The sequence below is a fragment of the Dyadobacter endophyticus genome, assembly GCF_014641595.1.
In the GTDB taxonomy this organism is placed as follows: Bacteria; Bacteroidota; Bacteroidia; order Cytophagales; family Spirosomataceae; genus Dyadobacter; species Dyadobacter endophyticus.
The window spans coordinates 138,694-158,529 of the sequence record NZ_BMIA01000007.1 but is presented as its reverse complement, the minus strand read 5'-3'; the positions used below and the strand labels follow the sequence as shown (position 1 = coordinate 158,529).

The window sequence follows — 19,836 nt, the reverse complement described above, 5'->3', positions numbered from 1 at the left end:
AAGACAGAAACATACCGTACTTTTGCGTTTTTAATAGGCAGCAGGGTAAATGGAAAACGAAAAGAAGGAGAAATTATCAAACTTCTTGCTGAGACGGGCGGAGCGGGATGTACTATCAAGAGGGCGTTCCATTTATAGCAGTGGCGGCTTAAAAGTTTCCAAACTCGATTATAATGGCCCCGGTAATGCTGAGTTCAAGGTCAAAAGCGACTATTCGATCCAGTACTACCAGATTTTCATCCGCGATTTTCTCACACCGCAAATAACCACCGAATGTTCCTGTCCGGATAAAGCCGGGCTGTGTAAACACCGTGTGGCCAGTATTTTGTACATTCTCGACAAAATGCCGACGATCAAGCAGGTTGTGCATGAAATGGCCAACACGACGATCGAATTGCAGGAAATCCGAGAAATGCAGTTGCGCGGCATGGTGCTCGACGAAACCTGGCAGAACCGCGGGAACGTGGGCCCGGTGGAGATCGTATCGGCGAAGGAAGGCGAGGCGGAATGCCAGGTGACGGATAAGGATCAGGAGTATATGACTACATTCCGGCGCGTAAAAGGCACCCGCCAGATTCAGACTTCGTGTACCTGCAACCAGAAACTCTGGGTGCCGCTCTGCGAGCACAAGCTGGCCGCGTTGCTCAAACTCCGCGAAGAACTGGGCGAGAAAGCATTCGAGGTAATGCGCGACCTCACTGTCGAAAAAAGCAATCTGCTGGCCGAATATGGCTATTCGCTTGAAGATCAATACAAAGATAAATTCGAGTTCCGGCTCGACGAAGACGGCGGGCTGCATTTGACCAAGCTTGATCCGGCCATCCAGAAAGTAGGTGCCTACCAGGACTGGCAATCGTTACGCGAACGCATATTGCCCGCACAGGAGTCGTCTTTTGCCGTGACTTTGACGGAAAACGGGCAGGACGACGAGGACCGGGTTTCTATTTTTGTGTTTTGGCCGAAGGGAAAAAACCATTTGCTGGACATTGGTTTCGGGGTTTTTTCCGTCAAATTCAGTGCCAAATCCGAGAAGGTTACCAATATCCGCAATATAGCGGGTGGGTCGAGCCACTATTATTCAGCAGATGAAATCCCCGTTCTGACAGAGTCCGACGCGCGACTTGTACGTATGGCGAAGCATTGGGAAGAGGGGCTTCAAAAATTCATTCGTAAACAAGGCTGGGCATACAACGCGTACCTGCATTTCGACGATGTGGAAGCTGATCAGCGTTACGAAGCCCGCAATTACGTCGGCAAACAGCTTACCCGTGTTTTCAATGACCTCGATGGCGACCGGCTATTCCTGGCCGACGGCGATTATGTGACCAGTAATCACCAGCTAACGCAGCTCGAACTGCACCGCGAGCCGGTGAAACTGTTTTTTGTGCTCACAGAAGACAAGGAGTTCATTACCCTCAATCCCTACGTAGAAATCAAGCCAGGCACGCCGCTGGAATTGCAGAAAGTGGTGTCGCTCGACAGCTTCTGGCTGGGGCTTTACAATGAGAAGACATTATTCCGCTGGGCGGGTATCAGCGAGGCCGAAATGGTGGCTTACCTGAGCCAGAACGGATTTAAAATAAGGGTTAGGAAGGATTTTGGTGACGATTTCCTGAGAGACTGGATTATTCCGGTGTCAGAAAAATTCGATGTAATTTTCCAGACAAGGCACCAGATACAAACATCCCCGCTGGTTTTCCAAAAACCGAAATTTTACCTGAAAGAGGACGAGGCAAACTTACTGATCGTTCCTTCGTATGTGTATCTGGAAGAAAACGGCACAACCGAGCAACGAAAGGGGGAAGAACTCGAACTGCTGCACGACCAGCGCCGTACGAGGACCAGTTTTGATAATAACCAGATTACCATGCTTGAACGCGACGTTCAGGCGGAGAATGAGGTGTGGGATTGGGCAAAAGCATTGCACCCCGGTTTTGAACACCAAACCGGGCAACCGTTTTTCTACGTGCCGTTTGAGCAGGTAATGAAAAACGGCTGGCTCTTCAATTTTGTGGATGCCGCCAAGAAGAAGCATTACGACATTTTCGGGTTTAAAGACCTGAAAAAAATGCGCTTCAACCCCAACCGCGGGACGGTGAAAGTGCACACGTCGTCGGGTATCGACTGGTTCGATATGCGGATCGAGATCACTTTCGGCGACCAGACAGTGACATTGGCTGACGCGAAAAAGGCGTTACTCAAAAAGCAGAATTATATTCAGTTGCAGGACGGTTCGCTGGGTGTGCTTCCCGATGAATGGATAGCGAAACTGGAACCGTTGATGCAGTTTGGCCGCGTGAACGACGATCAGCTCCATTTATCCAAAATCCATTTCTCGCTGATCGACGAGCTGGTTTCGGAGATCGATAACGAGGACGTGTTCCGCGAACTTTGGGAGAAGAAACAAAAACTGCTCAATTTTAAACAAATCCCGTCGGTACCACTTCCGCAGAATATCCAGGCGACGCTCCGGCAGTATCAGGAAGAGGGTTACAAATGGCTTCACTTCCTCGACGAGTTTCAATGGGGCGGATGTCTGGCGGATGATATGGGTTTAGGTAAAACCCTGCAAATGCTGACATTCCTGCAAAACCAGAAGAACCTGGAACCGAACTATACGAACCTTGTCGTAGTTCCCACAACCCTGATTTTCAACTGGCAGGCAGAGGCGGCGAAATTTACACCGGACCTTAAATTATACGTTCATCGCGGGATGTCGAGAAGGAAAGACATCGATTTTTTCCGCGAGTACGACATTATCCTCACGACTTACGGCACCATGCGGAGCGATGTCGAGCTACTGAGGCAGTTCGACTTCAACTACATTATCCTCGACGAAGCTCAGGCGATCAAAAACCCTGATTCGCTTACCTCCAAGGCTTCGCGCTTACTGCGTGCGCGCAACCGCCTGACCATGACGGGTACGCCTGTCGAGAACAATACATTTGATTTGTACTCGCAATTTGAATTCCTGAACCCCGGAATGCTCGGCCATGCCGACTTTTTCCGAACGGAGTATGCGACGCCGATCGATAAATACCAGGACAAGGAAAAGGCGGCCGAGTTGCGAAAGCTCGTGTATCCATTTATGCTCAAACGTACGAAAGAAGAAGTCGCGACCGATTTACCGGACAAAACCGAAACGATCCTGTTCTGCGAGATGGGTAATAAGCAACGGAAAGTGTACGACACATTCCGCGAGCGCTACCGCCAGGAGATTGCCGAGAAACTGGCTACCGAAGGGCTTAACAAAAGCAGCTTCCTCATTCTCGAAGCATTGCTGAAACTTCGCCAGATATGCGACTCGCCTTCTATTCTGTCGGGTGATGAGGATTTTGGCAGCGAATCGGCGAAGCTGGAAGAAATTACGCGGGAAATCGAGGAAAATGCTTCGAACCACAAGATATTGATATTCAGCCAGTTTTTGGGAATGTTGGATCTAATCCGCAAGCATTTGGAAAAGGTGAATATCCCTTACGAATACCTCGACGGCCAGACTGTCGATCGCGCAGGACGTGTGAACCGTTTCCAAAGCGATGATACTTGCCGCGTGTTCCTGATGAGCCTCAAAGCAGGCGGGGTAGGGCTTAACCTCACCGAAGCGGACTACGTTTACCTCGTCGATCCGTGGTGGAACCCTGCCGTGGAACGCCAGGCGATCGACCGTACGCACCGTATCGGACAAACGCGCAAGGTGTTTGCCTATAAAATGATCTGCAAGGATACGATTGAAGAGAAGATTCTGTTGTTGCAGCAGCGCAAGCAGGATTTGGCAGAAGATTTGGTCGGCGGGGAATCCGGCTTTATCAAGAAGCTGAGCCAGGAAGATATTATGGGGCTGTTCAGCTGAAATCGAATATCAGCTCAATTACTGAATCGAAATATGGGTTCAGTAATTGAGCATTTTGCTGCCCGCAGCAATATTCAATAACCTTTGGTTGGCAATCCGGGCTGTCGGTTCCGATTTCAAGGAATCAGCGAATTCAAAGCGCTGCACATCGCTCAACAATTCACCCTCATACCGCGATTCCGAAATCGCAATCTTCGTATCCGGCGATGGATAATTGTACATTTTTTCTACACTTTTATACTGGGCCGTTCCATACCGGGCTTCTTTTTGCACTACGCACAGAACCAGTAAAACTGAGGCAACTAGAAGAGTAATTCCATTTTTCATGTCAAGAGATGTCTATTGTTTAGGGTTCCAAATCAGACAACACCTCCACAGAGAGCAAATTTCGCGCCAAAAGGTTGGAAGAAATTAAAAATGGTCACAAAAAAAACCCGTTTCCATTCAGGAAACAGGCTTTTTTTAAACTTTCCAATATATTACTGGACTATGGCTGTAAATTCGATCTCAACCAGGTAGTCGGCCGATACCAGTTTGCTAATCTCGTAAATACCTGTGGTGGGCTTAATTTCGCCAAAATACGCACCATGTGCGCGCGCAATGTCCTCAAAAAGGGAAATATCTGTTGTAAAAATCCGCGTGCGAACAACGTCGGCAAGGCTGGCACCGGCATCCTGCAATACCTTTTCAATGCGCTCGATGATATTATTCGTTTGCGCATAGGCGTCATCGGCCTTCACTTTTTCCCCGTCCACAATGGCGACCGTTCCGGCAACTTCAATGATATTCCCGATCCGAACCGCCCGGCAATAGCCCATTTTGTCTTCCCACGGAGAGCCTGAGAGTATATTTTGTCTTGACATATTGATGGTTAAGTATTTAAAAAAGTAAATATAAGCACGCGGAATTAGTTTTGCCGCTCGCCTTCCCAAATCGCCAGCGCCAGCCGGATCTGCCCGTAGTCAAACCGTTCGTTCAGTAATTCGAACAGGGGCTTCAGCGGATCATTTTTACCGACCTGGATTTCTTCTGCGGCGTCGATGATGGTTTTGTAGGCCGTGGGCTCGATGAGCGATTTCAAGTCAATGCCGTGGCCGTCTTCTTTGAGTTTTACCAAATGCGAGATGATAGTCACCGGATTGAGATTCCGCTTCTCGGCGATCGCCTTCACGGAATAGCCTTCCTTGTAGAAATCGAAGGTTTCCACGAAAGTCATTCCCTTCATGACGCGTGTGCCGGGCGCATTGTTTTCCCGTGCGAAATCGAGGATTTCATTGATGAATGCCTCCCCGTAACGACGAAACTTTTCGGCCCCGACGCCGGAAACGGCTTTCATTTGAGCTTCGGAAATAGGTTTTTTCTGGGCCATCTCCGAAAGTGAAGCGTCGCTGAAAACGACGTATGGTGGCACGCCCAGCGTATCCGCCAATTTTTTGCGAAGTTGGCGAAGGCGTTCGAAAAGTGCATCGCGGATGATCTCCTGTTTCGGTTTTTCTTTTGGTACCAGCTCTTCTTCTTTTGCTTTGCGCTCGCTGAGCGGGATGAATTTCACTAGTTCGATCTGCTTTTCACCCTTTAACACCTGCCAGCTTACCGCATTCAGCTTGAACGAATGTGCCTCGTCGTAAGCGATATCCATTACGCCGGAGTTCAGCATCTGGCTCAGGTATTCCGACCATTCGTCGCTGCGCAGCTCGTGGCCCACGCCAAATGTGGGCAGCCGTTCGTAGCCATGTTGAATGATATTCCGGTTGCGGCTGCCGCGTAAAATATCGACAAGCATACCCATCGCCACTTTTTGCTCGGTGCGGGCGATGCCCGATAACGCTTTCTGGGCGATGATGGTCGCATCGAAGCGGGTGCGCGGGTTGCGGCACACGTCGCAGTTGCCGCAGTCGTGGTCGACCGGCTCGTTGAAATAATTCAAAAGAATGCGGCGACGGCAAATATCGGCTTCCGCGTATTGTTTCATGCGGTTCAGTTTGGCGTGCAACAGTTCCTTCTGTTCCGCCGACTGGTCCGAATTGTTGATCATATCCTGCCGCGTGATAATGTCAAGATAACTATAAAACAACACCGTATCCGCATTAGCACCATCGCGCCCCGCCCTGCCGATTTCCTGATAAAAACTCTCGACGTTAGAAGGTAAGTTATAATGGATCACCCAGCGGACATTGGATTTATCAATCCCCATTCCAAATGCAATGGTCGCGACAATTACCTGAATATCATCCCGCAGGAAATTTTCCTGCACCTGCGAGCGCTTGTCGCCCGTCATGCCCGCGTGGTAGTATGCGACCCGGAGCCCGGCCTTTTGCAAACTGGCGGCCACGGTTTCGGTGCCTTTGCGGCTGAGGCAGTAAATAATCCCCGGCTGGTCTTCATGTTTGTTGATAAAGCGTTGAATTTGCTCAATACGCTTTCTTCCCGGCAGCACATTCAGGCTCAGATTGGGTCTGTCGAAGCTGGAAATGAAGGTTTCGGCGTGCTCGATATTGAGTTGTTTCAATATATCCCGGCGTGTGACGCGGTCGGCCGTTGCGGTGAGCGCGACGATCGGGACGTCGGGGAAGCGTTGTTTCAACAGGTTCAGCTGGCGGTATTCCGGCCGGAAATCGTGGCCCCAGGAAGAAATACAGTGCGATTCGTCGATCGCGAAAAGCTGCACATTCCATTCGCGTAGCAAATCAAATGTATTTCCTGCGAAAAGCCTTTCCGGCGCGATATAGAGCAGTTTCAGTTCGCCCAGCTTGATTTTCCACATGATCTGGTCCTGTTCGGTGCCCGAGATGGTGGAGTTGAGGAAGGCGGCCGTAATACCGTTTCCGCGCAATGCTTCCACCTGGTCTTTCATCAGGGCGATCAGCGGCGAGACTACCACCGTGAGCCCGTCACGCAGCACGGCAGGGATCTGAAAACAGACGGATTTACCACCGCCGGTGGGCATAAGCACCATACAATCGCGGTTGGCCATGATGGTGTCGATGATTTCGGATTGCTGCGGGCGAAAGGAGTCGTATCCGAAATATTTTTTTAACGCTTCAAGTTTGTTGTTGGGCATGTTGTACTGATTAATGGTATTTACTCAAAAAGAATTTCCTTTCGCGGTGCAAAAATAGGCTTTCAAAACTGATACATCACCTGCAACTTTGCGTCGCTTCGTTTGTTTCCTTCGATTTCGTTGAGTCCCGAACTAATCTTTTCAATATCCGAATACCGCGTTTGCGACCACCGGAGCCATATTTTGAGCTGTTTTGACACGGCATAACGCAGCATGAGAAAATGTCTGGTGCCAGTATTGTAATAGGCCGGTATCGAGAATGCATACAGCACATCTTTCTCGTATACATACTGCCGGCTATCATAATCGTCGGTTTTAAAAAATGCCGCCCGGGCGCTGACTTCGAGTTTAGAGAGGTGCCAGCTCACGTCCTGGACGATTGTGAAGCCGTTGGAACCTTTTGAATGCGCGTTTTTTAACCCGCCATATTGTAGCCGCGTCCGGAACGCGCATTTGAGCGGAATTTCATAGTCGATGTTGAATACGGCAGTTCGTTTAACAGAATGGATCAACGCTGGATCATTGTCCTCTGCCGCCGGGTCATTGATCTGCTTATGTTTTTCATGAAACAGCCAATAAGCATTTAGCCGTTTTGAGGGTTTCCATAGCAAATGCACGAAGTAGTCAAAGCCGCGGGAGGGCTTATCGACCTGAAATTTCAGCCACGGAAACCGGAAATAGTCGAAATAGGCGCTCCACTGCCACTTCCGCGAAGGTGACCAGCGGATACCTGCATACGCGCCGCGTTCATTGATAGGCCGGGTGGCTTCGCTGATGGGATTGCCATAGAATGTATGAAAGTTGCGCGCGTAATGCCGGGCCATGGCGGAAAAGTCGAGCTTCCTGCCGGCGCTTGCAATGAGGCCGGCGATCGCGCCGGTACCACCGCTTCCTGAAATGGCCGCTTCGCTGAAAAAATGGATATTCTGCCAGCGATAATCGCCATGCAGGCCTACAATCAGGTTTTGTCTGCCTGAAAATTCATATCGGTTGTAAGGCAGATCGCGCTTTCGAATAAATGAATCATAGCCGGTATGAAGCATTGTTATCCCGAACTGACCCTTTTGTGCAGCCAGCTTATGTATTAAATGCAGGCCGATATTCTGTTCCCGAAGGACATTATGTTTCTCAATTTCGGAAGGTGTGCGGTGGTAACCGGTAATGGGCAGCGAGGTAGTAATGCTGGAACGAATGCTGTCGGGGCCCTGCGTCGCATCCCGTTTTGTTCTTGAAAATAAAAGGGTGATGTCGGTACGCCGGGCAAAGCTCCAACTGGCTGCGATGCCACGGAAGAAGTTGGCTTCCGTAGCGGATGTGTAAGGTTTTAAACCGGTTGTGCTGTGGTAAACAGATCGAATCACTTCCGAACCTTTGCCAAGCGAAAATCCGGCGCCCATAACCATGCCCTGCCCGGCCTGCATTTGAAAATCCCCGATTATCAAATTTTTGAGCTTTCCCCTGTCACTGATCTGCACATGAAAGGAAGTATAATCAATCCCAAAAATCTGTCGTCCTGCATTCCAGTGCCATATTTCTTCGCCCGAATCTTTTTCTAATGTTATTCCAAAACTATACGCACCGTTCCTGGCATTGCGGTAGCGGAGGTAGCCATTGAAGGGTGGCCCCTGGTACCGGGTAATGGAGTTAGCGTTCGAATCCAATGGTGCAAAACCCTTCTGCTGTTCCAGCAGTTTTCCCGACCGCAACATCAGGAAATGCTGACCGGGATTTTTTAATGCATCGTGAATGGAAACCGCTTTGGCACTGATCGTTACAAAAGGCAATAACCTGCGAATGGTGTAGATGTCGAACTCAGGAATGGCTTGCAGTTCATAAAGTGACAATAATGCACCGGCCTTTGCGCGGTATTCGAAAAATGAACGGAGCTGCTTCTCGCTTAAAATGAAGAGGGCCGCCAGATCGTCGGGATTGACAGCGTTGAGGTCGAGCGGACTGGCATAGAGCTGTAAAAGCGTCTCGTAAAGTTCTTCGCTGTCGTCTGGTGGGATAGGGAAGAGCTCTGCGATGAAGCGATTGATGTCGATTTCGCTTCGGGGCGGTTCCTGGGCAGCCGCAAGTATTGCCATGCCCATGGAAAGCAATGCGGTTATGCACAGGGAATAGCCAAAAGGAAACCCTTGAAGATCAAAAGCGTATGTGGTTTTCATCGATCTCAGCATACGCTTTTGATATGAATGAAAAGGTTAGAAGGCTTTCAGACTTAAATCCAGACTTCGCGCCTGGTGCGTGAGCGCGCCGGAGGAAATTCCATCCACACCGGTTTCGGCCACTGCGCGCAATGTTTTTTCGGTAATGTTGCCGGATGCCTCCGTCTCGTACCGTCCGCCGATCCGCTTCACAGCCTCACGCAGATCGTCGAGATTGAAATTATCCAGCATGATAATATCGACCTGCCCCACGCGAAGCACCTCATCCACCTCGGCAAGGTTCCGCGTTTCGATCTCGATTTTCAGCTTCCGGCCCGTTTCTTTCAGGTATTTCCGGGCGCCGGTAATCGCCGCCTCGATACCGCCAGCATAATCCACGTGGTTGTCCTTCAACATAATCATGTCGTAAAGGCCCATCCGGTGGTTTACCGCACCTCCTATTTTCACAGCCATCTTTTCAAAAAGCCTAAAATTCGGGGTCGTTTTCCGGGTATCGAGCAATTTTACGGGCAAATCCTTGATCAGATCCGACATTTGCCGTGCATAGGTGGCTATACCGCTCATGCGCTGCATAATGTTGAGCACCAACCGCTCGGCTTTCAGGATCAGACGTGCGTTTCCTTCTACCGTAAAAACAATGTCTCCTGTTGATACGACGGAACCGTCAAAAAGTAACACATTAATTTTCGGAAGGGGGTAATTGTAATATTTAGCGGTCTCATCGAAGATGATCTGCGCCACTTCCACCCCAGCAAGAACACCATCCTGCTTCACCAGCAGCTTTGCACGCTTGGTGGCATTTTCGGGAACGCTGGCCAGGGATGAATGGTCTCCGTCACCGATATCTTCCAGCAATGCGAGCCTGAGAAGATTCCGGAGTTCGTGTGGATCAGTTTCCATTTTGTTTGAAATTTAAATCAGTAGGTTTGCTGCCGGTACGCCATATTGTAGCGGATGGCAATCGAAAAAACGTTGGAGTTGGTAGCCACATTCACATCCTGTGACTTCACCTTTCGCATAAGATACCGGCCGTCGAGGAACAGGTTGTGGGCCAAAGAGTAAGACAGTCGTAAATCCGTAAATAATGTGGTTGCTTTAATACCCTGTCCGATTTTCTGATTAACATCACCGAGATCACCTGGACGACCATCATTCCGCGTTTCGTAGCTTTTCGAAATATCTCCACCATAATTATAAGACCCCGTGCTCGGATCTTTACCCTGCATGGCCGACATGACGGTGCCGTAAATAGACAGTCTCGGCGTGACTTTATAGCGTATTATCCCTAAATATTCCCGGAAATTAGCCCCCAGCGGATGCGCGAGCGCCTGCCCGTAATGCATGTAATTGCGCCCGCCGTCCTTGTGCGAGTACGTGTAGGGGCGCACGACGTTGTATTCCGCCTGCAAATCAAGGTTAGGTATCCCAAATGCATCCACATATTTGCCGCCGAGCTGGAAGCTGTATTTGTTGGTCCACGACCCGCTGCCGTTGAAAAGGAATCGGGTTAGAAATTCGTCCAGGACAAACTGGCTGTAAATGGAAGCGGTTTTGCCGACGAGCCAGCGGAAATCAAAACCCAGCAATGCATTGTCCTGGCTGCCGATGTAGGATTCTACGTAACGATAGAAAATGATGGGGTTCAGGTAGTTGAGGTCGTACCCGCCGCCAACGGAATCGCGGTTGAAAACTTCGGCTTCAAATACGCCGAAATTGATTTTGTCGGTAAGGTTGACACTCAAATGGTGGATAGCGGCAAATTTCTTTTTCCTCAAAAACTCCGAGAAAGCATCCTTTCCGCCGTCTATCATGCTGGTCCAGAGGTTCGTATAATGGAACCGTCCCAGCTGGGTGTCGAGGCGTAAAAACAGGTATGGGCTACTGTTATCGGAAAGGACCAGCGAGCGGTAACCGCTGCCGAATGTATTGTAATCGTGCCCGAACTTGACATTAATGGCTTTCAGCGGGCGAAAAGTAATGTAGCCACGCGCTGAAAGAAAATCGTTGCCGTGGTTGCGCGTTGCTTTGGCCAAGCCTTCGCCGGGGAAGCTGTATTTAGGAGCAAATGCATTTACATAGCGCGGAAAACGGCCCTGGTTATCAGACACAAATGTGTAAAATCCGAGCTTATCATTGATCATGCCCCTGATTTCCACTCCGCGGCCTGTGAACCAAAGCGTCTGGTGCGCCGTGGTGTCGTAGCTGTTGTCTTTTCCAATAAAATTGGTGGTGGTAAAATTGAAATGCAGGTCGAAATCTTTGTTGTGAATGCTGTACAGATCGGCAGGGTGGTGGAAGAACTTCCGTTTCTGCCCCGGAGGAGGTGATTTGAACCAACCAAGCCGTGCCAGCTTGTTGTATTTGGCCGAATCGGTGGAGATCATTCCCTTCGTCCATTCCCAGCTGTCTTCGCGTATGTAATCGATCGTTTCCCAATCGCGGTCGGTAAGGTCGACGGTGCCTTCTTTTAATATGGAATCGGTGAGCGCCACCACCGCTTTCCGTTCGAACGGCTTGGCATTGTAGTGAAAACCTTCGGAAAATTTGCCTCTTTTAATTTCCAGACGATCGATGAGATGATAATAGTCGTCGTTTAGCGGAATGAATGAACTTTGCGCGTGTACGTATGCTGAGGATACCAGTGTTAAAAACAGTAATTTAAAATGCCGGATAATTCCTTGATACATAGGCAACAAAAATCTACTACGATCGCAATATGAGCTCTTGCACGTAATTTTTAGAAATGGTGTTCCAAATTACGTCAATGAATTTGTATTATCTTGCATGGAGTAGTCTAAAAAACTGTCGCTCCCATGTTTTTACTTTCCCAAAAACCTTCCATAGCAGATCATTACCTGGCCGAATTACGTGATGTAAATTGTCAGAAAGACCGGATGCGGTTTCGCCGGAACATGGAGCGGATGGGCGAGTTGCTGGCTTATGAAATGTCCAAAACGCTCACTTTCAAAACCGGGAAAGTAGAAACACCGCTCGGTACGGCATCGTGCCGGTCGATGTTGCAGCCGATCGTGCTCGCTACCATTCTGCGGGCCGGTTTACCGTTTCACCAGGGCTTTCTGAATATTTTCGATCATGCCGACAATGCATTCATCGGAGCCTATCGCGGGCATCACATCAATGCAGAGGAGGAGTTTACGGTTGAAATGGATTACATCACGAGTCCCGATCTGACGGGTAAAATCCTCGTGATGATCGACCCGATGCTGGCAACCGGCCGGTCGATGGAAAAAGTTTACCACGCATTGCTGCGGTTCGGTATCCCGTCGCAGACACATATTGCATCGGTTATAGCAAGTCCTGAGGGGGTGCAGTACCTGCAAAGCCGCATTCCGCAATGCCGCCTCTGGCTGGGTGCCGTGGATCAGAAGCTGAACGAACAATATTATATAGTACCAGGCCTCGGCGATGCCGGCGACCTGGCTTATGGTGAAAAGTAGCGTCACCGCGACTCAGTTCAGCAATTCATCAAACATAATGGAGACATAGTACGTGCTGCCCACATTCGGGCTGGCGTACGACTGGAAGTACGACTTTCCGAACAGGTTGGTACCACCCACTTTAATGATCGATTTGATCGCCGGAACTTTCCAGCTGATCTGCGCATCGAGATTCTTGATCGCCGGCACGCGCGTGTTGGAGAATACCGGCACATCGGTAGTAGTAGGCACTACAAAGCTGGATTCCCACAAAAATGCCTGCTGATAACGATACACTACATTGAATCCCCAGGTGTTGGAGCTAGTAATGCGTCGTCCAAAATTTACATTATACCGGTATTTCGGCGTATTGAACTGCGAATATTGCACTTCCGGCGATGGCGTAAAGTCTTTCAATTCGTTGTTTGCCACATTCCCGCCCACGTTGAAGCCTTTCGGCAATGCATAGTTCAGACCGATCGCGAAGCCGCGTGTAGTAATGGTTTCCGTTGTATTCACCGTCCGCGCAAATCCCTGGTAGCTCCCTACCCCGATTCCCGATTCGATGGGTAGGCCGGGCGCGGCCGCAGCAGTAGGCACGACGATCACCGTCCCACCAATCAGGTTTTTGTATTTACTGATATAATAATAGGCGTCGATAAATAGTCTTTTGGCGATAATACCCTTGTAACCGATCTCGTAGGAAGCAATGCGCTCCGGTTTCAGTTTCACTGGCTGGTATTTGGGAAGTTTACCTAATGCGTAAGCCTTCGCCAGGTCGGGAACGAGGCCCGGTACTTGTGCCGCCAGAATACCAGGAAGCTGGGCCGACAGCACGCCCGGAAGCGTTTGGTTCACACCCGCAGTAATGGCTGCCTGGATCGCCGCCGGGTCGTTTGGAATAGTTCCTGCCGCAACACCCTGGTTTACCTGTGCAGTTACCGCTGTGGTTACCTGTTGCGTAATAGCAGTCGTCGCCTGTTGGGTAACTACCACTGTTGCGTATTGCTGTGCGCTCTGGATTATCGAAGGGTCGTTTTTCACAACCGCCGCCACGTTTGCTTCTGAAAGGTTCTGGCGGAGAATGCCATTTGACAGATTGTACCGAGAATCAAACTCGGGCAGGCCGCCTACCAGTGTTCCCGAAGGCGTTCTGAGGTCGATATACTGATTCTGAGTGGTTGGAATGCGGAAGCCGGTCTGGTAAGAGAGGCGGATATTATGCTCTCCGAAAGTGGTGACCGCCGACACCCTCGGTGTAAATTGCCCGTCGAAGTTCTCATTTTTGTCGTATCGTATCGAGCCCGTCAGTTTCAAATGGTCGGATAGCAGGTTTTTACCAGCCTGAACAAATGCGCCCCATTCATTGATGGGAATGGTCCCGTCGCGGCCTTCTTTGGTATCAGCAAATAATGTCCCGGCGGAGCGGAGGGTGTAGAGCCGGTAATTGGCCCCTGCGATTAGTTCGAGGAAGCGGATCTGGTTTTTAAAATTATAAAATCCTTCAACGTGGTACATATTGGTTTTGTCGGCAAAACCGCCCCCGCCGTTCACGATGGGCATATTGCGATACTTATCCAGCAATTGGTTGAATGTAGCGCTGCCTGGCTGCGGCATACCCTGGTCGGCAAACTGGCGCGCGAGCACGTGCGCATCTGCCTCTGCTGCACCTGAATTCCGTGCCTGCACGAATGCACCCACATATTGCCCAAACCATGTATTGTTCGGTTTGATCTCACTCAGCATGGAAACCGCGGCAAGGCCGGAGAGGTACGACTTCCCGGAACGTTCCTGGGTAGTATAGGCCCTGACGGTGAAATTATCGCCCCGTAGTTCAAGTTTTGCCTGGGTGAGGTTGAAATCACGGAGCGAATAGCGGCCGGTTCCGGTGTAAACCGTTGTTCCGTAACCGTAGTTCACTTGGGCAATGGCTTCCACCTTCTCGTTCAGGCGGTAATGCAATGCGGCATTTGCCTTGAAACTTTTACTGTTGTAGTCCACCAGGTCCTTTTCGCGGAAACCCGTGCGGCTGACAAACGAGTTGGGCACCAGGCCTACCGCCTGCTGGGGAATCTGACCCGCCGCGGCAAGCGCTTTGGCTACCGCGTTGATATTGGTCTGGATTTCATCACCATACACATTCGTTCCATCGTAATCCAGATCGGTGCCTTTTCCCCGATTAGGGTCCGCATTGCCGCCTACGTTGAGGTTTGTATAATTGGTAGCTTCCCAGTCTTTCGCCTGGATGTAGGACAGGTTTACCTTGAATGCGAATTTGTTGTTGAATGCCTTGGCATAGCGGATTGTTCCCTCGGCAAAAGGCGTAGTTGCCTTCGTCCGGTTTTTTTCGTGCATGATACCGCCTTTCAGGTTCGCGCTCAGGCCCTGATAAAGAAACGGGCTCTTGCTGTTCATCAAAATCAGCCCGTTCACGGCATTAGGTCCGTACAATGCCGATGCTGCGCCGGGCAATACCTCCACGCTTTCGACGTCGAGTTCGGACATGCCGATAATATTGTCGAGCGGGAAATTGAGCCCGGGTGCCTGGTTATCCATGCCATCGATCATCTGAACGGTACGAGGGTTCCCGGTCGCGCCGAAGCCGCGCATATTCACCGATTTGAACAAAACGCCCTGCGTCGTCATGTCGATGCCTTTCAGATTCGAAAGCGCATCATAGAAGTTTGTGGAAGGCGTGTCGCGAATGCCGCGGATATCGAGTTTTTCGACCGCTACCGGCGATTTCATCACGCTTTCCTCTACACGAGAGGCAGAAACCACGATTTCCCTTCCCTGGACGGGCTGTTCCACCAGCTTGATATCGAGGCTCGATACACTTGCTGTAACCGCAATTTCCTGAGTTTGAAAGCCTACGGAACTGACGACGATCGAAAATGGGGGATTGGATGCTGTGGTCAGGGAAAAACCACCTTTTGTATCGGTGATCGTACCGGCAACTTTGCCCTGTATACGAATGCTGACGCCGGCCAGCGGTTCCTGTGTGACTGATTCTGTAACCTTGCCGGTTAAACTAATCTGCGCGAAAGAATGTTGCCAAAACAACAAAGAGAGGAGCAAAAGCGGCAGATTCCTGACGGTAGTAGAAGTTTTGTTCATGGTTCTTAATGGGCTGATGTCTTTAACAAGTTACTAAGAAATCAATTTCTTTTTAATTATATCCAATTTTTTCTTTGGGTATTTATAAAATATTCATGTTCCGCATTCCGTCGATTTCTCCCCATCACGATTAGCCAATTTACAATATCGGTGAACGATTGCGTTAAATGCCATGAACTAATTTTCCCGACTTTTCGGAGACGTGGTTGAGCATACTGACGCATTATCATTAGTTTTGAAGGATTATTTAGCGTTACAACAAACATAGCCACAGATGCAGGATACTTATGTGATAATCATGGCAGGCGGTGTAGGAACCCGTTTTTGGCCGTTTAGCCGGACGGATTTCCCCAAGCAGTTCCATGATGTGCTCGGCACAGGCAGGACGCTGCTGCAACAAACTGTCGACAGATTTGACGGCGTGTGCCCTATTGAAAATATTTATATTGTAACCAGTCAGGAATACAAGGAGCTTATCAAACAGCAGATCCCCGAGCTGACCGACGATCAGATCCTGCTGGAACCCCACCGCCGGAATACCGCCCCCTGCATTGCTTATGCATGCTACAAAATCGCGGCCCGGAACCCCAATGCGAATGTCGTAGTGGCACCGGCAGATCATATTATTCTCAAAGAGGAAGTTTTCAAGGATACAATCAAAGTAGCACTGGGTGCTACGCGTAATGAAGATATCCTGATAACGCTCGGTATTCAGCCGACCCGCCCCGACACCGGTTATGGGTATATCCAATATATTCCGGATAAGCTGACGGTCAAAAAAGTAAAGTCATTTACCGAAAAGCCGCATTTGGAGCTTGCATTGCAGTTCCTCGACAGTGGTGATTTTGTCTGGAATGCCGGAATTTTTGTCTGGAACATCAATGCCTTCAAAAAGGCGCTGACCCGGTTCCAGCCTGATATCGCGGAGATTTTCCAGGGCGGCAACGACCATTACTACCTCAATTCGGAGGATTCGTTTGTTCAGCGCGCTTACCAGCATTGCGGCAGTATTTCCATCGACAATGGTATTATGGAAAAAGCCGAGAATGTGCACGTAGTACTAGCCAGTTTCGGCTGGTCGGATCTTGGTACCTGGAAATCGATGTATGAAGTATCGGAAAAGGATGCCAACCTGAATGTAGCGGACGGCAATCTGATCCTGCACAATACCACCAACTCGATCATCAAAACGCCGAAAGACAAACTGGTGGTCATCAACGGTCTCGACGGCTTCATCGTCGCCGAATTCGACGGCGTGCTGCTGATCTGCAAAAAGGACGACGAACAAAAAGTGAAGGAATTTGTAGCCCAAGCCAAGGAGCTCGATCCGAAATATGTGTAATTCGGTTGAGTATTAATGCATACCGTTTGAAAAGCCAGGTCGTTCAGGCCTGGCTTTTGTTGTTTTAATTCGATAAATTTGATTAGTGTTGAATCAAAACAATGCGCGCTATGTCTGACCAGGAAATGAAAACCGAAGCAATCCGCCTGATAAACGAGATCAATGCAGACCGTATGGAAGATTTGCTGTCGTGTGTTCAGAGAGCAGCAAGACTATGACAATAGTGCCTATTCCAATTCTCCGGAAGTAACCGAACAACTCAACCGATCTCTACGCGAAGCCAAAACGGGCCCTCTTTTCTCTAATGAAGAGGTCTTTAAAGAAATAAGGCGTGGCTTACGAGATAGAATGGACAGCTCCCGCAAGGGAAAACTTCTCTGAAATAGCAGGTTATCTTTACGATACTTGGGGTGAAGCGAGTGCAGAAAAATTTACGACCAAGTTACAAGCCAGTTTGAGAATTCTCGAAGAGTTTCCTTTTGCTGGAAAACGACACGATCACATCACCGCGGTCCACGAGCTTGTAATCAGCAGGCATCACCCCTCCGCCTTCAACACCTTCTCAATCTCAAAAAAACGCACATCAGCCTTTACATGCTCTAAAATCCTTTGCGAGCGTTCGGGCCGGGCATCGGTAATGAAAACCTGTGCCAGGAAGCCGGTATCGATCAACTCGATGAGCTTGTGAATACGGCGGTCGTCGAGTTTGTCGAAAATATCGTCGAGGAGCAGGATCGGCGTTTTGCCTTTTTCTTCTTTTAACAGCTCAAATTGCGCGAGTTTCAGGGCAATCAGGAAGGACTTTTGCTGACCCTGGGAGCCGAATTTTTTTAAAGTAACCCCATCAATTTCGAATACATATTCATCCTTATGTACGCCTTTACCTGTCCGTTGCGCGTGCAGATCTCGGCTGCGGTTGCGGCGGAATTCGGCGGGGAAATCGGGGCTGGATACTTCGCTTTCGTAAATCACATCCACTTTTTCGTGACCGCTGCTGAGAAATTCATAGAATTTATAGAATAGCGGGACGAATTTTTCCATGAACGTCACGCGGTGCCGGTGAATGCGTTGCGAGAGCACAATCAGCGGCTCGTTATAGGTTTCGAGCAGGTCTTCGTCGAGGTAATTCCGCTCGGCAAATAACTTCAACAGGCCGTTGCGCTGCGTGAGTATTTTGTTGTATTGGAGAAAATCATTCAGGTAACCAGGTACTGCCTGGCCCAGCACGCCGTCGAAAAACCGGCGGCGTTCTTCACTGCCTTCGCGAATGAGATCGGTATCGTCGGGTGCTATTAATACCACAGGAAACAGGCCGATATGGTCGCTCAGGCGCTCATAATGCTTTTTATCGGCCATGAAAACCTTTCGCTGGCCCCGTTGCAGGCTGCATGTGATCTGGATATGTTTGCCCTGCTCATTGAAGACGCCGTCGAGCAGGAAGAAGTCGTTGATATGCCGGATGCCCAACGCATCCTGATTGTGAAATGCGCTTTTGGTAAGGGTCAGAAAATAGATTGCGTCGAGCAGGTTGGTCTTGCCGCTGCCGTTCTCGCCCACGATACAGTTCACATGTTGTCCAAAAGTGAAGGCCTTCTCCTCATAGCTTTTAAAGTATGTAAGGTGGAGCTTTTCTAGCCACATGAACTTCTTTGTTATTTAGTTTATGCTTATTTTCGCACATCATTGCGTGAGTACGGCAAAACAGACTCTGTTCATACCATAACTTTAAGACAAAGTTCTGTCTTTATAAACGAGAACCAAATACATGGCCACCGTTACTGAGAAAAAGAAAGCATCAGCCCCCAAAAAGTTACAGCATCCGAAGGAGCAATACATGTTCTGGTTCGAGAATATGCTTTTACAACGCCGTTTTGAAGAAAAATCGGGCCAGTTGTACGGTCAGCAGAAAATCCGTGGTTTTTGTCACCTGTACATCGGTCAGGAAGCATGTTCTTCCGGCGCGGTGAGTGCCCTGAAAAAGGGTGACAAGTACATCACCGCTTATCGCGACCACGGTATTCCCCTCGCATTGGGCACCAGTCCGAATGCGATCATGGCTGAGCTTTACGGCAAGAAGACCGGTACTACCAAAGGTAAGGGCGGTTCCATGCACATTTTTGATAAAGAAGTTGGTTTCGTTGGAGGTCATGGTATCGTGGGCGGTCAGATTCCCCTCGGTGCGGGCCTTGCATTCGCTGAGAAATACAACAAAACCGATAACCTGTGTATCTGCTACTTCGGCGACGGTGCGATCCGTCAGGGCTCGTTCCACGAAACGCTGAACATGGCGATGAGCTGGAAACTCCCTGTGATCTTCGTTGTTGAAAACAATGGTTACGCGATGGGTACTTCCGTGGCGCGTTCTTCTAACGTTACAGAGCTTTACACCCTCGGAGAGGCTTACGACATTCCTTCGGAACCTGTGGACGGTATGAGCGTGGAGGCGATCCACGAAGCGGTTTCACGTGCAGCGGACCGTGCCCGTAAAGGTGAAGGACCTACTTTCCTGGAATTCCGTACCTACCGTTACCGCGGGCACTCCATGTCCGATCCTCAGAAATACCGTTCGAAAGAAGAGGTAGAAGAATACAAACACCGCGACCCGATCGAACAGATCCGTGCGGTGATCCTCGAAAACAAAATTGCTACCGAGGAGGATCTTGAAAATATCGATAAAAAGGTAAAAGAAATCGTTGCTGAATCCGTGCAATTCGCCGAGGAATCGGAGTGGCCGGATCCGAAAGAGGCCTACACCGATGTGTACGTCGAGAGCGATTACCCTTTTGTAATGGATTAATTTGATCCAGAGCGCATGAATAAAAACCCGTCGGATCACTTCGACGGGTTTTTTAAGTAATTTC

The 19,836-nt window shown here is 49.6% G+C and carries 12 protein-coding genes and 1 pseudogene; 5 read left to right on the top strand and 8 right to left on the bottom strand.

The genetic code is table 11. From position 1 onward, the window contains the following. Positions 1–49: 49 nt before the first annotated feature. Positions 50–3,850, top strand: coding sequence for a DEAD/DEAH box helicase (locus IEY24_RS30970; RefSeq protein ID WP_188939172.1), 3,801 nt, complete (start codon positions 50–52; stop codon positions 3,848–3,850). 39 nt (positions 3,851–3,889) lie between these two features. Here the strand turns inward: IEY24_RS30970 and IEY24_RS32880 are convergent, their stop codons facing one another. The 6 genes from IEY24_RS32880 to IEY24_RS30940 form a co-directional block, all read right to left on the bottom strand. Continuing rightward, positions 3,890–4,072, bottom strand: a complete 183-nt coding sequence (locus tag IEY24_RS32880) for a hypothetical protein (protein WP_229223370.1) — start codon at positions 4,070–4,072, stop codon at positions 3,890–3,892. Positions 4,073–4,329: 257 nt separating this feature from the next. Then, positions 4,330–4,713, bottom strand: coding sequence for a RidA family protein (locus IEY24_RS30960; RefSeq protein WP_188939170.1), 384 nt, complete (start codon positions 4,711–4,713; stop codon positions 4,330–4,332). A 44-nt stretch (positions 4,714–4,757) separates the two neighbouring features. Further along, positions 4,758–6,911: a DNA helicase RecQ gene (gene recQ / locus IEY24_RS30955; RefSeq protein WP_188939169.1), complete on the bottom strand. Its 2,154-nt coding sequence runs from the start codon at positions 6,909–6,911 to the stop codon at positions 4,758–4,760. A gap of 62 nt (positions 6,912–6,973) precedes the next feature. Next, positions 6,974–9,079: a ComEA family DNA-binding protein gene (locus IEY24_RS30950; RefSeq protein ID WP_229223369.1), complete on the bottom strand. Its 2,106-nt coding sequence runs from the start codon at positions 9,077–9,079 to the stop codon at positions 6,974–6,976. Between the two features lie 36 nt (positions 9,080–9,115). Beyond that, positions 9,116–9,979 (bottom strand): carboxylating nicotinate-nucleotide diphosphorylase, encoded by an 864-nt coding sequence (nadC, locus tag IEY24_RS30945; protein ID WP_188939167.1) that lies wholly within the window; start codon positions 9,977–9,979, stop codon positions 9,116–9,118. 17 nt (positions 9,980–9,996) lie between these two features. Continuing rightward, entirely contained in the window at positions 9,997–11,766 is a 1,770-nt protein-coding gene (locus tag IEY24_RS30940; RefSeq protein WP_188939166.1) for a capsule assembly Wzi family protein, read from the bottom strand. Positions 11,767–11,892: 126 nt separating this feature from the next. Here IEY24_RS30940 and upp point away from each other — a divergent pair, with 126 nt between their 5' ends. After that, the gene (upp, locus tag IEY24_RS30935; protein ID WP_188939165.1) at positions 11,893–12,537 is read left to right on the top strand and encodes a uracil phosphoribosyltransferase; all 645 of its coding nucleotides are present in this window, start codon (positions 11,893–11,895) and stop codon (positions 12,535–12,537) included. A 12-nt stretch (positions 12,538–12,549) separates the two neighbouring features. Here the strand turns inward: upp and IEY24_RS30930 are convergent, their stop codons facing one another. After that, positions 12,550–15,633, bottom strand: a complete 3,084-nt coding sequence (locus tag IEY24_RS30930; protein ID WP_188939164.1) for a carboxypeptidase-like regulatory domain-containing protein — start codon at positions 15,631–15,633, stop codon at positions 12,550–12,552. Between the two features lie 274 nt (positions 15,634–15,907). On the opposite strand from IEY24_RS30930, the gene IEY24_RS30925 reads away from it, so the two are divergent. Further along, positions 15,908–16,975 carry a mannose-1-phosphate guanylyltransferase gene (locus IEY24_RS30925; RefSeq protein WP_188939163.1) on the top strand — a complete coding sequence of 356 codons (1,068 nt, stop codon included), beginning with the start codon at positions 15,908–15,910 and terminating at the stop codon, positions 16,973–16,975. A 331-nt stretch (positions 16,976–17,306) separates the two neighbouring features. Then, positions 17,307–17,468 (top strand): annotated as a pseudogene (locus tag IEY24_RS33170) (type II toxin-antitoxin system RelE/ParE family toxin); the annotation flags it as partial. Positions 17,469–17,512: 44 nt separating this feature from the next. On the opposite strand, the gene recF reads toward IEY24_RS33170, so the two are convergent. Next, on the bottom strand, positions 17,513–18,616 hold the full coding sequence (gene recF, locus IEY24_RS30920; protein ID WP_188939162.1) for a DNA replication/repair protein RecF: 1,104 nt from the start codon (positions 18,614–18,616) through the stop codon (positions 17,513–17,515). 124 nt (positions 18,617–18,740) lie between these two features. On the opposite strand from recF, the gene pdhA reads away from it, so the two are divergent. After that, positions 18,741–19,772: a pyruvate dehydrogenase (acetyl-transferring) E1 component subunit alpha gene (gene pdhA, locus IEY24_RS30915; RefSeq protein WP_188939161.1), complete on the top strand. Its 1,032-nt coding sequence runs from the start codon at positions 18,741–18,743 to the stop codon at positions 19,770–19,772. Positions 19,773–19,836 lie beyond the last annotated feature (64 nt).

Bases quoted from the DNA above. Each gene is read 5' to 3' on its own strand.
- recF (WP_188939162.1), bottom strand. From the start codon at position 18,616: ATGTGGCTAGAAAAGCTCCACCTTACATACTTTAAAAGCTATGAGGAG.
- IEY24_RS30930 (WP_188939164.1), bottom strand. From the start codon at position 15,633: ATGAACAAAACTTCTACTACCGTCAGGAATCTGCCGCTTTTGCTCCTC.
- IEY24_RS30960 (WP_188939170.1), bottom strand. From the start codon at position 4,713: ATGTCAAGACAAAATATACTCTCAGGCTCTCCGTGGGAAGACAAAATG.
- recQ (WP_188939169.1), bottom strand. From the start codon at position 6,911: ATGCCCAACAACAAACTTGAAGCGTTAAAAAAATATTTCGGATACGAC.
- IEY24_RS30925 (WP_188939163.1), top strand. From the start codon at position 15,908: ATGCAGGATACTTATGTGATAATCATGGCAGGCGGTGTAGGAACCCGT.
- upp (WP_188939165.1), top strand. From the start codon at position 11,893: ATGTTTTTACTTTCCCAAAAACCTTCCATAGCAGATCATTACCTGGCC.
- IEY24_RS32880 (WP_229223370.1), bottom strand. From the start codon at position 4,072: ATGTACAATTATCCATCGCCGGATACGAAGATTGCGATTTCGGAATCG.
- IEY24_RS30950 (WP_229223369.1), bottom strand. From the start codon at position 9,079: ATGAAAACCACATACGCTTTTGATCTTCAAGGGTTTCCTTTTGGCTAT.
- nadC (WP_188939167.1), bottom strand. From the start codon at position 9,979: ATGGAAACTGATCCACACGAACTCCGGAATCTTCTCAGGCTCGCATTG.
- IEY24_RS30940 (WP_188939166.1), bottom strand. From the start codon at position 11,766: ATGTATCAAGGAATTATCCGGCATTTTAAATTACTGTTTTTAACACTG.
- IEY24_RS30970 (WP_188939172.1), top strand. From the start codon at position 50: ATGGAAAACGAAAAGAAGGAGAAATTATCAAACTTCTTGCTGAGACGG.
- pdhA (WP_188939161.1), top strand. From the start codon at position 18,741: ATGGCCACCGTTACTGAGAAAAAGAAAGCATCAGCCCCCAAAAAGTTA.